At 29.2% G+C, this 14,865-nt stretch carries 15 protein-coding genes; 14 read left to right on the top strand and 1 reads right to left on the bottom strand.

Annotation, left to right across the window (positions count from 1 at the left end; genetic code table 11):
• Nucleotides 1–36 precede the first annotated feature (36 nt).
• From cmr1 to HPY57_09150, 9 genes are all read left to right on the top strand, one after another.
• Nucleotides 37–1,182: a type III-B CRISPR module RAMP protein Cmr1 gene (gene cmr1 / locus HPY57_09190; GenBank protein NPV11949.1), complete on the top strand. Its 1,146-nt coding sequence runs from the start codon at nucleotides 37–39 to the stop codon at nucleotides 1,180–1,182.
• The gene (cas10, locus tag HPY57_09185; GenBank protein NPV11948.1) at nucleotides 1,179–2,975 is read left to right on the top strand and encodes a type III-B CRISPR-associated protein Cas10/Cmr2; all 1,797 of its coding nucleotides are present in this window, start codon (nucleotides 1,179–1,181) and stop codon (nucleotides 2,973–2,975) included. Before cmr1 ends, cas10 begins: the two co-directional genes overlap by 4 nt.
• The gene (locus HPY57_09180) at nucleotides 2,965–4,053 is read left to right on the top strand and encodes a hypothetical protein (protein NPV11947.1); all 1,089 of its coding nucleotides are present in this window, start codon (nucleotides 2,965–2,967) and stop codon (nucleotides 4,051–4,053) included. Before cas10 ends, HPY57_09180 begins: the two co-directional genes overlap by 11 nt.
• The gene (locus HPY57_09175) at nucleotides 4,050–5,177 is read left to right on the top strand and encodes a hypothetical protein (GenBank protein ID NPV11946.1); all 1,128 of its coding nucleotides are present in this window, start codon (nucleotides 4,050–4,052) and stop codon (nucleotides 5,175–5,177) included. Before HPY57_09180 ends, HPY57_09175 begins: the two co-directional genes overlap by 4 nt.
• The gene (gene cmr4 / locus HPY57_09170; GenBank protein NPV11945.1) at nucleotides 5,170–6,207 is read left to right on the top strand and encodes a type III-B CRISPR module RAMP protein Cmr4; all 1,038 of its coding nucleotides are present in this window, start codon (nucleotides 5,170–5,172) and stop codon (nucleotides 6,205–6,207) included. The genes HPY57_09175 and cmr4 overlap by 8 nt, the downstream gene beginning before the upstream one ends.
• A gap of 1 nt (nucleotide 6,208) precedes the next feature.
• Nucleotides 6,209–6,598 (top strand): type III-B CRISPR module-associated protein Cmr5, encoded by a 390-nt coding sequence (cmr5, locus tag HPY57_09165; GenBank protein ID NPV11944.1) that lies wholly within the window; start codon nucleotides 6,209–6,211, stop codon nucleotides 6,596–6,598.
• A 1-nt stretch (nucleotide 6,599) separates the two neighbouring features.
• Entirely contained in the window at nucleotides 6,600–7,424 is an 825-nt protein-coding gene (gene cmr6, locus HPY57_09160; GenBank protein NPV11943.1) for a type III-B CRISPR module RAMP protein Cmr6, read from the top strand.
• Nucleotides 7,425–7,510: 86 nt separating this feature from the next.
• Nucleotides 7,511–7,813: a CRISPR-associated protein gene (locus tag HPY57_09155; GenBank protein ID NPV11942.1), complete on the top strand. Its 303-nt coding sequence runs from the start codon at nucleotides 7,511–7,513 to the stop codon at nucleotides 7,811–7,813.
• 1 nt (nucleotide 7,814) lies between these two features.
• Nucleotides 7,815–8,843 (top strand): DUF1887 family protein, encoded by a 1,029-nt coding sequence (locus HPY57_09150; protein ID NPV11941.1) that lies wholly within the window; start codon nucleotides 7,815–7,817, stop codon nucleotides 8,841–8,843.
• A 74-nt stretch (nucleotides 8,844–8,917) separates the two neighbouring features.
• Here HPY57_09150 and HPY57_09145 read toward each other — a convergent pair whose 3' ends face one another.
• A complete protein-coding gene (locus HPY57_09145; GenBank protein ID NPV11940.1) occupies nucleotides 8,918–9,427 on the bottom strand; it encodes a hypothetical protein in 510 nt (169 codons plus the stop codon).
• Nucleotides 9,428–9,601: 174 nt separating this feature from the next.
• Here HPY57_09145 and HPY57_09140 point away from each other — a divergent pair, with 174 nt between their 5' ends.
• From HPY57_09140 to HPY57_09120, 5 genes are all read left to right on the top strand, one after another.
• A complete protein-coding gene (locus HPY57_09140) occupies nucleotides 9,602–10,069 on the top strand; it encodes a hypothetical protein (protein NPV11939.1) in 468 nt (155 codons plus the stop codon).
• Nucleotides 10,070–10,077: 8 nt separating this feature from the next.
• Nucleotides 10,078–11,091 (top strand): hypothetical protein, encoded by a 1,014-nt coding sequence (locus HPY57_09135; protein NPV11938.1) that lies wholly within the window; start codon nucleotides 10,078–10,080, stop codon nucleotides 11,089–11,091.
• Nucleotides 11,092–11,113: 22 nt separating this feature from the next.
• Complete coding sequence (locus HPY57_09130) at nucleotides 11,114–12,571, top strand: hypothetical protein (GenBank protein NPV11937.1); 1,458 nt, start codon at nucleotides 11,114–11,116, stop codon at nucleotides 12,569–12,571.
• Nucleotides 12,571–13,704, top strand: coding sequence for a hypothetical protein (locus HPY57_09125; GenBank protein NPV11936.1), 1,134 nt, complete (start codon nucleotides 12,571–12,573; stop codon nucleotides 13,702–13,704). Before HPY57_09130 ends, HPY57_09125 begins: the two co-directional genes overlap by 1 nt.
• A 248-nt stretch (nucleotides 13,705–13,952) precedes the next feature.
• Nucleotides 13,953–14,864, top strand: a complete 912-nt coding sequence (locus HPY57_09120) for a hypothetical protein (protein ID NPV11935.1) — start codon at nucleotides 13,953–13,955, stop codon at nucleotides 14,862–14,864.
• Nucleotide 14,865 lies beyond the last annotated feature (1 nt).

The raw sequence follows: 14,865 nt of genomic DNA, 5'->3' as shown, positions 1-14,865 counted from the left end.
TTGAAATAAAGAGAAAAACCAAAATAGGTACTATTTATGTATAAAATTACTTTTGAATGTGAAACCATTACCCCTATGTTTTTAGCAGGAGTTGATGGAAAAACACCTGAATTAAGACCTCCTAGTATAAAAGGCGCTATGCGTTTTTGGTGGAGAGCAACAAATGCACATTTACAATTGCATGAATTAAAGAATAGAGAGGCTGCAATTTTTGGTGGAAGCGGGGAAAATGAAGGAAGAAGTAAATTTAACTTAAAAGTTTCAGTGAACAATTATAAACTTGAAGCATCGTTAAGAAATAAAATATGGGATTCAAAAAATAATAGTATTCGAAAAGAATACCAAGGAATGGCTTATTTATTATACTCTACTTTTATGCAAAAAGATAATCAACGTCCCTATTTCTCTAAGATTTTTTTCTCCATTGAAATAAGTTCATATCAGAAAGAAGTTCTAGTAGAAGCTGCTAATTCTTTTTATATTTTATCAATCTTTGGAGCATTGGGCTCAAGATCAAGACGAGGTGGAGGAAATTTCATAATAACAAAAATATTAGATGATAATAAAATAGTTCCAAGTTTAAAGCTCTTAATTGATATTGAAAACAATATGGAGCTTGTTGAATTCATAAAAACAGTTGTAAGTCAAATAACTATAAAAAATTCAAATAATTTGAAAAATAATACATATTCTAATTTATCTTCTTTTAAAGTATTTATTTCTGATCCTGAAACTTCCGCTGAAGAATGTTTACAAATTATGGGAAATCAATATAAAGAATTTAGGTCAAGAAGAGAACCTGATTATTCTAACATAAAAAATTATTTAATTTCTGGTAATAATTTTGATACTATAGAAAAAGCAGCTTTTGGTTTACCAATAAATTATAGATATAGATCATTAAATAACAAATCTGTTACGATTGAAGGTCATATGAAAAAAGAACGCGAACGTTGTGCATCACCATTAATTTTTAAAGTCTTAGCTGTAAAAAATAATACAATTAATTATTATCCAATGATTGTATTTTTTGAACGTGAACTACTTCCTAAGGGGGATAAAATAATAATAAAAGATACTTCAAATAATAATAAAAGACCAATTTGGGTCAATGTACCGTCAAATGAAATTATTCATAGCTTTCTTAGTGAATTTCCTAATATCATTGAGGTTAAAATATGAATAATTACTTATTCCTATTCACAATCAGTCCGGTTCAATCATTTATTGCTCAAGCGAGAAAAACTAGAGATTTATATAACAGCAGTAGAATTCTCTCTGATTTGATTGAATTCGCAATAAGTCAGATCAATCCAAAGGAAATAATCTTCCCTTTTTTTGATAAGCAGACTAATGACAAAGAAAAATCTTATCCCAATAGGTTCATTGCAATTTTAGAAGGGAATGATGACCAAGATGTTAAAAATTTGGGGCATAAATTTAAGAACCAAATATTAAAAAAATTTGAAGAATTTTCAATTAATGCTGTCAAAGAAGCTAAAATCTATAAAGAAAAATTACCCGCAAATTTTTATAACCAGATAAAAAATCATTTATTAATACATTGGGTTGCATTACCCTTTTCAGATGAACAATATAAAAAACGATATAAAGAAATTGAATCACTTCTTGGAGCAATCAAAAATGTTAGAGAATTTGAACAAGTTGAAGAAACAGGAAGGAAATGCTCTATCTGTGGTGAACGTAATATGATATTTTGCCAAAAGGGCAATAAATCAAAATTTCAATTAAAACCCAATTGGAAACTTTTAAGTACACAAGAAAAAATCACAATAGAAGATTTTAATAATTCAATAATTGAAGTAAATTATCCTTTTGATTCCAGCGAGGGACTTTGTGCGGTTTGCTTTACAAAAAGATTTTATTTAATTGAGGAGTTTCCTTCAACAGCACATATTGCATTAAAGCATCTTGACAGTAATGAAAAAACTAAAAAACAAATAGACTATATGAAAAATATTTTCGATGATTACTTTGATTATCAATTATTATATGAAGAAAACCTAAAGAAAGCTTACTTTAAAAAACAAAATATACAAGTAAAACTTTTAGAAGAGGCTAAACCAATTCAAGCTCAATTAAAGAAAATTGCCAAAGAAGAAAATCTCAAAATTACTCCGTATTATTCTGTTGTAATGTTTGATGGTGATAGTATGGGTAAGTGGCTCTCGGGTTCAAATTTAAGAGAAGATGTTAATTTGTTGGATTTTCATAAAAAATTGACACAATTACTTAACGAATTCGCATATGAAACTCGAAATATTGTCACTGAAGAAAAAGGTAAAGTAGTATATGCGGGTGGTGAAGATTTTTTAGCTTTTATCAATTTAAATTATCTCTTTGATGTTTTAAGGGAATTAAGAATTAAATTCGATGATATTATCAATAATGGTATTTCAGAATTTAAAAATGAAAACAAAAATTTAACTTTCTCGGCGGGTATTATAATAGCACATTATAAATGGCCTTTATCAGAAGTTTTATCTTGGGCACGTAAACTTGAAAAAGAGGCTAAAGACATTGACGACGACAAAAATGCTTTTGCTATTGCTGTTATGAAACATTCTGGAGAAATAAATAAAGCCATTCTAAAATGGGGAATGAATGGAACAGAAAATATAGATACTTTAGCAAATATCACTTATGATTTATCCCACGAAATATTCTCGAATTCATTTATTAATCAACTATCAAAAGAATTTTATGGACTTACGTTACGATCAGAAATTCTAAAGACAGAATTAGAAAGATTATTAATTCGTTCATTCAAGCCTCAAAGAAAAATAAATGAAAGTAAAGAGCAATTTATAAAGAGAAAATTAGAAAAAATTCATAATACTATGGGATGTATAATTTCTTTATATGAAAAACTGAATTTGGAAAATCTTATATCAGCATTATTTATAGCTGAATTTATAAGTAGACACCTTAATGGAGTAAAAAATGAAAATTAAAATTGAAGCAATTGATACATTATTTTTTAAAGATGGGAAACCATTTTCTATGGGAGAAGAAACTTGGGCAGATGGTATTTTTCCACCTCCACCCTCAGTAATATTTGGAGCTTTAAGATCTGCTTATTTTAGCGAGCACCCTGCTGAATTTAAACTTGCAAATTCAGAAAACGATCCTACAAAAAATTTAATTATTAAATCAATTTATTTTTCTTTAGGTAATGACTTTTATTTCCCTATTCCCAAAGATTGTGTTCGAATAAAAAACAAAAAAGAAAAATTTGCTCAAAGATTACAGGTTGTAGATAATAATGTTTTAAGTAATTTAAATTCTAATTCAAGAATATTAAAACTACTATGTATGATTACTAATGAAGAGGTTGAATCGATTGATGATGGTATAATATTTCAAAGTTCTCTGAAACGTTACTTAAATGGGGAAAGAAATAATTTTCCATATTCTAGAATCTCAGATTTTGTAATTTCAGAACCTAAAGTTGGTATTGGTAGAGAGAATTTAACACGTTCATCAAGTGAAGGCAAATTATACCGACTTGGATTAAAAAGACTTTCGGAAAAAAAAGAATTTGGTAAACAAATGAATACATTTTCTCTAATAGTAGAATTTGAAGGTTTAAAACTTTCTAATTTTGGTTTACTAAGACTAGGTGCCGAAAATAAACCAGCCAAATATTCGAATATAGAAAATAAATATGAATTTTTTTCAACGGATGAACTTAATAGTATAACCGATAAGGAATTTTTACTTTATTTATTAACCCCAGCATTCTTTAAGTATGGTTGGAAACCAGATTTTAATGATCATCCATTATTAAGAGAACTTGAGATTGAATTAGTATCTGCCTCAATTGGTAAACCAATTTTAATTGGCGGTTTCGATATGGCAAAAAAAGTGCCCAAAGTAATGAGAAAAGCCGTCCCTAGTGGCTCTATTTACTTATTAAAATCAAAATCATGTAGATTTTCTGAAATTTATAATTTATTAAACGGTAAATCTATTTCAGATTTCAATTCAAAAGAAGGATATGGCATCTGTCTAATAGGGAGAATAAAATGAAAAATATAATTACAACAGTAGGCACAAGTTTATTTACAAATTATCTTAAGTTTAATAACAATATTAAATCCTATTATGATTTACTTGAGAAAGAAACTTATAGTAATAATAGTGGTAAGAATTTTTATGATGAGAAAAGAAAAATAAAAGAGTTGGTATTACCGTTTGCACAAAATAAAAGAGATTCAGCTGAATTAAAAAGCTTAGAAAAATTATTTCTGAAATTCAAAGAAGAGCAGATTATAATTACTTTTATATGTTCCGATTCAATATTATCAAATTTAGCTGCCGAAATTTATTCAGAAATATTAACCGACAGAAATACAAAATATCCAAACTTCGTAGTTGAGGTAAAGATTGATTATATAAAAAATCTTATACCCTTCGATCAAAAATTTGTTAATGAAGGCCTATCACAATTAATTTACAAATTAGAGGCAATCTGTGGAGGGTTTTATGCCGATAAAATACTTAATATAACTGGTGGGTTCAAAGGTGTTATACCTTACTTGACTATTTGGGGTCAGATTAATAAGGTACCATTATATTATATTTTTGAGGAGAGTGAATTTTTAATAAATATTCCCCAGTCCCCCATTACAATTGATTATAATTTGTTTGAAAAATACTATGAGGTTTTCCTTGAACTTTCTGAAAGCGTGGAAAAACCCAAAGATAAATACATTAAGGAGAATAATCTATTTGATGATTTTCCCTCTGATTTGCTTTATGAAATAGAGAACGATGGAACTTCTTTGTTAAGTCTTGACCCACTAGGTTTGATTTATTGGAGACATTATCAATCTAAATTTTTTACTTTTTATGCACCCCGTGAAGTGTTAGAGGAAATCGAAAACCAACCAAATGTTAAAAGAATATTGGCGACAAAATTTCATAATGATATTATTAGAAAAAACAAAACAGAACAAAAAGGTGAGCATTTTGTTTACGACGATGGAGATAACCCTAATAGAATTTATTACTTTGAGAGTCATAGAAAAATATATATTTATAAAACTTTTCAAAGCGAAGAATTAGCAAAAGAGTTTATTAAAAGAAGTTTCTCCAAAGACGATATAATCCAGAAATCTTTAAAGACTAAAATTGAGGTGAAAAATGTTTAGAATTGCAAAACCATTTTATTTTCGTACAATTTCATCACTCCACTGTGGAAGTGGTAATGATTTAGGAATGGTGGATTTACCCATTCAAAGGGAAAAACATACATCATTCCCAAAAGTTGAGAGCTCTTCGCTTAAAGGAGCTATAAGAGAAGCTTTTGAAAATAAACTAGAACAACAAAAAGTTGAGTTCTTAGAAATAATATCAAAGAACGATTCTTCTAAAATTGGATTTGAGAATATCAATGATAAAAAACGTTTAAAATTGAGTTTCGATTATTCAATTCAATTACTATTTGGATATGATGAAGATAATCTTGACGAACTAATAAAAAAGGAATTTGAAGAGGATTCCGAATTTTCAGGAGCTCTTGCTTTTTCTGATGCTCGCATTTTATTTTTCCCAGTAAGATCAGCAAAAGGTATCTTCGCTTGGATAACCTGTCCATATGTATTAAATAGATACGTTGAGGATCTGAAGCTTTGTTACAAAGATTTCAGATTAAATATTCCAAGTGTCGATATCGGGCAATGTATTACTTACGCTAATAACAAAATATCCATAAACAATACATCAGTTGTTTTAGAAGAATACAGATTTAACGAACAACAAAATTTAAATATTGATCCTATATTATCAAAATTTAGAGAAATGAATGAATTAAAAGAACGTGTAGTAGTTTTAAATGATGATGATTTTAGAGATTTTGTAAATCAATTTACTGAAATAATTACTAGAACTAAGATTGATAATCTAACAGGTACGGTAGCGCAGGGTGCATTGTTTAACGAAGAATATCTTCCACCAGAAACAATAATGTATTTTTTAGTTTTCAGTACCCCCATTTTTCAAAAAGAGGAAAAGAAAAAAGGTATTTTTAACCAAAATGGGAAAAAAGAAGAAGAACTTGTAATGGAATTTTTTGTGAAAAACCTTCCAGAAGTAATGCAACTAGGGGGTAACGCTACAATTGGTAAGGGTATAATTAAAATTAATGAAATAAACCAAAATAACGATAAAGGAGGAAAATGAGATGTCATTTCTAAGAACAACAGATCAAATAAAAATAGAATTCGCTTTTAATTGTGCTAGAAATGCTTCTGTATTGGGAAAAGAATATAAAAGTTATGTTAAGAAGTTACCAATGCTTATAAAGACCAATGGACTAGGTGCTGCATTTGCATTTATGTATTCAAAAAGGAGCAAAGAAGAAGGGAAATTCTGGAATTCAATTGGTAGAGACATTTATAATTGGTTAAATTATCGAAATATGATTAATTCAGATAAAGTAAGATCATTTGATGAATTGGTGTTTGCGATTTCTCAAATCTCTTCTGTAGAATATAGAAAAATTACTTCAGAAGTTTTATCATTCCTTTCTTGGTTAAAACGTTTTGCCGATGGATTAATAGAAGGAGATTAGTATGTCAGATTCTTTAGTTCCAAAAGAGACTTTGGAAAAAATTAATCGAAATCAAGTATCAAATTTTGCGTTAAAATTTCACAAATTCGCAAGATTTGATGGGGATAAATTCCTCTTCTTTAAAACAGATAAAGGGAAAATAATATTTAATGATGTCGAAAATTTTAATTTTCCTTCAATAAATTTTAACAATCTTTGTAAAGAAATTTCTGAGGCAGCGAAAAAATTATTTCCAACTATAAATTATGTAAAAAAACTTATAATTGATTGGCGATTAACTCTTGGCCTCGGTTCAGAATCAGTCTACGAAACCTCAATAAATCTACATCCGGTCTATGGTTTCCCATATATTCCTGGCCAATCGATTAAAGGAGTAGTGCGTAGCTGGGTTATATTAGAATATTTCAATAAAGATGAAGAAAAAGCTTATCAAAGCGAAACTTTTTGCCATTTATTTGGTTGTCCCAAGGAAAGCATCCTGAATAAAGAATATCAAGGTGCACTTGTTTTTTTCGATGCTTATCCTATTGAAACACCCAAATTAAAGGTTGATGTTATGAATCCTCATTATCAACCATATTATTCCGATAAAACAAATACTAAACCTCCAGCTGATTATTATAACCCCAATCCAATATTCTTTGTTACAGTTGAAAATACAAGTTTTCAATTTATCATCGGGATAAAAGAAACGGAAAATAATTTAGGTAAAATTGACAATATTCAAGGACATTATTTTGACTTAGGTAAAAAATTTCTTTTAGAAGCATTGACTCAAAAAGGCGTAGGAGCAAAAACCGCTGTTGGATATGGATATTTTAAATAATAATTTTTTAAGATAGCTTCCCTATGCTCATAAACCTTTCTAATCACCCCCAAATTAAATGGACTAAAAAACAGATTGAAACCGCTTTGAAAAAATATAAATCAATTTACGATATCCCCTTCCCCTATATTTCTCCAAAAGCATCAACAAATCAAGTGAAACGAAAAGCAGAGAAATATTTAAAAATTATTCTTGATGCACTGAAACAATCCAAAGATAAAAACAATGCAGTCCATCTTATGGGTGAATTTACTTTCGTCTATCATCTGGTAAATCTCTTGAAGAAGAAAAAAATCAAAGTAATTGTCTCAACTACAGATAGAATCGTAGAAGAAAAAGACGGTAAAAAGATAGTCACTTTTAATTTCGTTCGGTTCAGGGAATATTAATATGACAACAATGTTTTGTCTTGTTTCAAGGCAGGCAATGGCAAATGTCCTGCCTGTATTTATGCTTAAACCTAAGAATGTCTTATTGCTTTCAACTTTAGAAGAAAAACAATGTGCAAATAATCTGGAAAGACTGTTTGTTCAAAAAAATATAAAAGTCTACAGAAGAGATAATCTTGACGCTTATGATTATAAAGCATTTAGAGAAGTTGTAAAAGAAGAATTAAAAAAATATGGAAACGATGTAATACTAAATCTCACCGGCGGTACAAAATTAATGGCTTTAGCTGCACGAGATGCATTCGCTGAATTCAATAGAAGAATAGTTTATTGCGATACTGAACATAAAAAGCTTATTACTATCCATCCATCTTATCACATTGAAGATTTAAATGCTGAGCTCACAATTGAAGACTATTTAAGTTCTTACGGTTATAAAATTATTGATGAGAAAAATATAAACTTTGATGAATATTTTAACTTTTTCAATTTCATTGAGAAAAATAATCTTATGGCTTCGTTTGTAAATATGTATAAAAAGGTTAGACAGAAAATTCACATGGAAATTCCAAAGTTTACTGAATTTAATCATGATAAGAGGATTAAAATTACAAGAGACTTAAAAGGATTTTTCATTGAATACGGTACCAGTAACAAAGAAATATTTTTCATCTCTCACTCAGATTTTAAGAGCGGCGACTGGCTTGAATATTACACATATTATTTATTAAGCAAAAACAAAAATTCGCAATTAAAACTTGGTGTAAAATTAATTAACGAAAAAGGTGTTGAAAACGAAATTGATGTAATAGAACTTAAAGATTACAGATTGATACTTTACTCCTGCAAGAGCGGAAAGAAAGATAATCAATTTGACCTTTATCAAATCGAAACTCTACGAAATATTACAAGCGGAACCTTTGGTAAAGGAATTTTTGTAACCGCCAACAAGCAATCAGCAGCATTCCTGAAACGTGCTCAGGAATTATCAATTAAAGTTATAAATGTATTAGAAATTAAACCAGCTTAAATTGTTCTAATCTCGTCGGTTTATTAATTAAACTGATTTATAAAGTTATTCAATAATCGACCTTTCAAATTGTATTATTTGTCCTTGCTTTTTCTTCTGTTTTCTTCTTCAGCTTTTAATTTACAAATTGCCTTGAGCATAGTTTCACCATACAAATCACCTTCAACATTAAAGTATACAAGTGAATCTAATTCAGTATAAAGATAAGTTATTAAATTATCATCCTTATCATAATCTTCGAATGCCCAGATTGCATTTAGCTTATTTTCACAATCCCAGAAGTGTATCTGAATCGAATAAGCAAAATTTTCATATTTCTTCACCAAGTCTGGGTCATCAACATTAGCTCTTTTTCTCATTGAGATAACTTTATCTTTTGCTGACTCCAGTGGAACATATTTCAAAAAAAGAACAATTTCATTATCATATATCCCAATCGACTTATAATCATAATAAACATCGTACCAGAGAGTGGTGGTTAGATATTGCCAAAGATATTTAGGCTCCTTTTCTTGAGAGGGATTTGAATTACAAGTAATCAGGAAGGTAAGAATAATTATTGGAAGGTATAATAATTTTTTCATAATAATTACCTGCTATTTTTCTTTAATAAATTTTCTTATTTCTCACTCTTTGATTTTGTGAATTTAGTTTTTATCATAAATATAAGAGTCAAACAGCCCTTGATTTTCCAATCAAATACGCTTTAGAATTAAAGGATAAAACTTTATTTTTAATAAAAAATTGAACAAATAAATATGAGCAGCAAACGATTTAGCGAAGACGATCCTGTCTTCGAAAAAATCAGACGTAAAAGAAAAGAGTTTTATAGTTATGAAAATATTTTTTCTCGGGATGAAGTTGAATTAATGAAGTCTCAGGTCTTTGGCTCAATTCACACAATTGATGATTCAAAGATTAGAGGTTTCCATGAAAAAGATAATTACTCTACAATAAAAATTAGACCTGGAGTTGTTATAAACTCTCCATCAAAGGAGACTAATTTTGAAACTGAATGGGTTCCAATGTCTTCAAAAATTTATAATAGAAATTTAAGGGAGGTCGTATTCTTAGAAAGATATAAGGAAGATGTTGTTCAGGATTCTGTAATTTTGTTGAGATATCGCGGATGGTATAAGTTCAAAACTTTAAGCAAAAGAAAAGGTAAACTCTCTTACGAAAAACAAAAAGAGCTTTTAGAAAAACTTAATAAAATAAATTTTTGAGGACACACTTGAGCTTAAACGAGATATTTGAAGCAATCAAAAATAATTCTCTCACTCAATCTCAATTAAATCAACTAACAAACAAAATAAAGCAAATTATTTTAACTAACATTTCTTTACCCGATCTCGAAGATCTATCTGATCTGATTTCAAACGTAATTCTTAGTATTAATATCCATTTGAAAAATGATAATCCGATTGATAATCCAGAAGCATTCTTAAAAACGATCGTCTTAAACTCAATTAAACATAGAGATATCAACGATAAAGAAACTCAAAAACTCATAACAAACCTTAAAAATATTCTCAGAGAATTGGAAAATGACGGCATTATCCACTCATATAATAATGGAAAGTTTTATTATGTTGATGGATTTGATATTAATTCAAACCGATGGAACAGAGATGATGTATTAAACAGATTTTATGCTTATGATTTTACAGAAATTAACAAAGAAGAAAAATGGTCGGAAAAGAAGAAACAGCTCATTAAAGAAGTTATTCTCGATTTTTTGAACATTGTTGGTTCTATTGAATTTACAGTGTTAATTGATCTATTGAAAATCAAATTATGTTTAAATGTTATTTACATTGATAAAGAAAATCCTGATCAAGATGAAAACGATGATGAAGATCATATACTAGAAGAAGAAAATGATATGATAAATACACCTGAACAGGTCAATATTATTAATTCAATCTGCGAAAAGTATAGAGAAAAATTGTTTGAATTAACTAATTCTAAGTCTGGCAGAGTGATATTAAAATCAATTTATTATAGATACTTTGAAGAAAAGACATTTCAAGATATTGCATCTCTTCTCAGCTACACTTCACCAACGACAATTCAAATCCAGATCAATAATAATTATCAATATACTCCAGAGGGATTTTTGAAAACTATTTCACTGCTTGATCAAAATCTTATAAATCACTTCGATTTCTTAAATCAACTTTTAAATAAAATTCTCTGGACATTAAAAGATGTTTTTGATGAAATTTCTGAAAATGATTCTGAATAATTATCAGTTAGGAGACTAAGCTATGAGCGAGAATAATAAACTTAAGTTTAGATACGAGGATGTTGTGGATTTTGTGCTCGGGAAATTAGATGAAGAAAAATCCAAAAAACTTAAAAAAGAAATTGAAATTAATGAAGAATTAAAACAACTGTACGAATATGTGAAATCTAAAGAAGATAAATTGCGGAAAATTGATCAATTCGAATTTGGTGAAAGACAGCTGAATACCTGGTTAAATTTGATTAAAAATGTGAATTCAAAGAAGATTAAGTTCTCAAGAGGCAATATCTATAAGCTCAATTTGGATAAGCTGCCTGTTAAATCTTATGAAAAAAAATTGCTTGAAGAACTATTCTTTGTTATTGTCAAGGAACCAGAAGGATCTGTAACCGGGAAAGATGTTAGAGTTATTCCTCTCAGTCGTTTAACTCACTTTTCACAGCCGTATGACTTATTAATAAGTGAAGATGTAATTTCATTCAAAGAATTTGGAGTGGTCGCCCACATTCATCTAGCAACAAATCTGTTTACTGATTGGCTTGAATATTTTATAGGAGAAATGTCTTCGCATAACTTTGAAGCTGTAATCAGAGCTGATCACCACGATTACTCGCTTGTTGACAACAATACCATTAAGCGCGGCGGTTTGGAAGATGAGTTATCTAAAATTTACTGGAATGAAGAATTTGAAATCTGGAATGATAAAGTGCGTGATATTTTGAATAAGCTTCAAGATATAGTTTTAAGAGATGAAGGTATTGTAGAACTATTGCCCGAATCTCATGAGATAGAGTTTACGAAAACCGTCTTTTATTCTCTATCGGTTAAGTATTTTGAAAAGGCAGCTTTAAGAGAACAACGAAGGTTAACAGAAAAGACAGTCGAAATAGACGAAGATAATTTCATAATATTTCATGATCGGGATGGTACTCTAAATAGGATTTTTGGAAGGCAATTAACAAAACCTTCTGTTAAGACAACTAGAGATGTAGACATTAAAGAATTCGAAGAATTAAACTTCAAAGATTTAAGAGAAATTAATTATCAAGATTATCGCAAAAAAATCTTTAGAAATTATGATGTGAAGGTTCTAAGCTACGATGATTTAAAGGTTGATAAAGAAAAGGTTCGTTTTGCAGCAAAATATTTTGAGCTAAGAAAACAAATGCCCGTTGAACCTCTCAAATTATATGACGGTCTTGAATTTCAAATTTATATAAACGCTTACGGTGAGGATATTTATCTTGAATTAGTTTTCCTTGATGACGTTAAAATTAAAGGAATTAAAGATTTCTATATCATTAATCTGGAAAGTAAAGCTGCAGTAATGATAGAAGAAATTCCTGTTATTAATAATTTAGCAAGAATACCTTTCAAATTCCCGATGGACCTAATTATAGACTTTACTACAGGATGCGAAATTGGTTTTATTTATAATTACAAAGTTGTAAACATAAAATTTAAGATTATAGCTCACTGATGAACGATATTTTCTTTCTGAATCGTGATATAAAGAGATTATTAACGCCAGATCATATTTATCTTCTTAAGAATAAATTAAATGATCTTATCGCATCCGATTATGCAAAGAGAATCCATCCCGATTTGATGAAAAAAATCAATCAATTAGTGAATCGGCAGGATATGGAATTCACACCATTGACAAGTGAAGTTGGTAAAACTTATTCCCTCTTTGTCTCTGAAGATGGGCACGATAGTATTTGCTTAATTCTCAAAGTTGGTTATGACGACACTTCCAATTCTGATAATCTAAAATTTTTTGGTTCAGCCACTGCGTTTAAAGATAATTTTCTAAACTGTTTCGGATATGTTGCTAAATTAATCCAGAAAAATCTCGATGAAGCGTATTTCTATCCCGATTTAATTAAAAAATTTGAACTTAAATTTCTAAATCCTTTGAATGAACCTTTATCAGATTTAAACCTTTACGGCAACTCACTCGAATATCCTCTTTGCGTTGCAATCTTCTCTGCACTAATCAATGAAAAAATTGACATATCAATTGCTTGTTCAGGAAATGTAGACGAAAATTTAAAGATCACTTTTATTGATGGAGCTGAAGAAAAAATTGAAGCAGCAATTGAAGAATATCCTGAAATTAAAAAGATTGTTTTGCCGGCAGATTGCAAAAAATTACAGCTCGAAAAGAAGTATCCTCAAATTAATATTGAGTATGTCTCTGATTTAGAAGAAGGCATCAAAGTATTTTTCCCAAATTTCAAAGAGTTGCTGAACACCAAAGATTTTTTTGGTAAAATCTCTTTCAAAGACGAAGTGGTTGAACTTGAAAGCGGTGAGAAAGCAGTAAAAATCAGCCTTAATTTTAATTATTCATCCGATTTACAACCTGAAATATTAAAATACATTGATACACCATTAAAAAATATTCTAAATAAATATGATAAAATGAGTAATCGTTACTTTCTGCTTGATAATTTTAAGCCTACCTGGTTTGTCCCCGCAATGATGAAATATTTTATAAATAAATCCAATCTTGTAGCCGTTCATTATATAAATACTGGTAAATATATAGTTGTATACGAAAAATATTCTAATTACTCACTTGGTTCTTCAATTGAAATAAAAAAGTAAATTTCAATTACATTATTTACCGGTTTGAGTTTCAATAAATCCATCATTATGCTTTTTAAGAAACTATCTACAAATTTACTAAACCAATAAAATCTAAAATTACATTACCGCCAATTTCCCTTCCTAACTCTTATTGAACAAAGTTAACCACAACCTTTCCTTCCAATATCTTTAATCCACCTTAAATTGGAAAAATCAACGCAATGCCACTCATATTAAAATGGCAAGAAAAAAGGGAAGTATTCAAAATGCAAGACACAATCAAAAAAAATTTTCGATTAAACTTTTCAGCTCTTAACGGTAAAAATTCTAAGTGCAATCTCAAGTGCTTCAATTGTCATAAAGACTACTTTGATGTATCAACAGATTTCGACGAAAATTTCATGCTGTCTTTCACTGATGCAATTAGACTAATATATAATTCTATTGGAGAAACAAACAATCATTTCCAAAAAATACATATTTCAGGACATGCTGAACCTTTAATGATAGGTAAGGAAAGATTTTTGTCTGAAGTTGAGCAGCTCCGCAAGAATTTCCCTGACTTGCCAATTGCACTCACGACTAATGGTTCATACTTGAAAGATGTTAGAGATGAGTTCTTAAATATGGGGAATACATTTATAAACCTTTCTTTACATCATATCGCCTATCTTGATACAAAATGGTTTAACATGATTTGCGAGCTCGACGAAGTCAATCGAAACCAGATGGAATTAAACATTATCATTGATGATGAGATCATTGAGAACATCGATAAGATTTTATCCTTCGCATTCTCAAAAAAAATTAATCTTAAATTCTTTCATCGTCTTGAAGCAGAAGACCCTGAAGATGTTGTAAATAGTTTTGCAGATTTAATCGCATCAAAATTATCCGATCAAATCATAGATAAAAGTATTGATAATAACAGACTTGTTTTTTCTCTAAAGGAAAGCTTTAAAATCTCCATTAAATTACCCGAAAGTCTCACCAATAGACCAGAAGCTTGTAATGTGTGTCCGGTTAGAAATAAATGTCTTGAAAGCTGCTGGAATTCAATAAGAATTACACCATGGTATATTAAACCTTGTGGAGTAAGAGAAGATAATGTCTTTTTCTTCTCAAACAATTCAAAAGAAGATTTAGTCGAGAAATTAAAATTAGGAGGAAAAATTTAAT

The sequence above is a fragment of the Ignavibacteria bacterium genome (assembly GCA_013177855.1).
Taxonomy (GTDB): Bacteria; Bacteroidota; Ignavibacteria; order Ch128b; family Ch128b; genus Ch128b.
The sequence above is the reverse complement of the archived record's forward strand: the minus strand, read 5'-3'. Positions and strand labels throughout refer to the sequence as shown.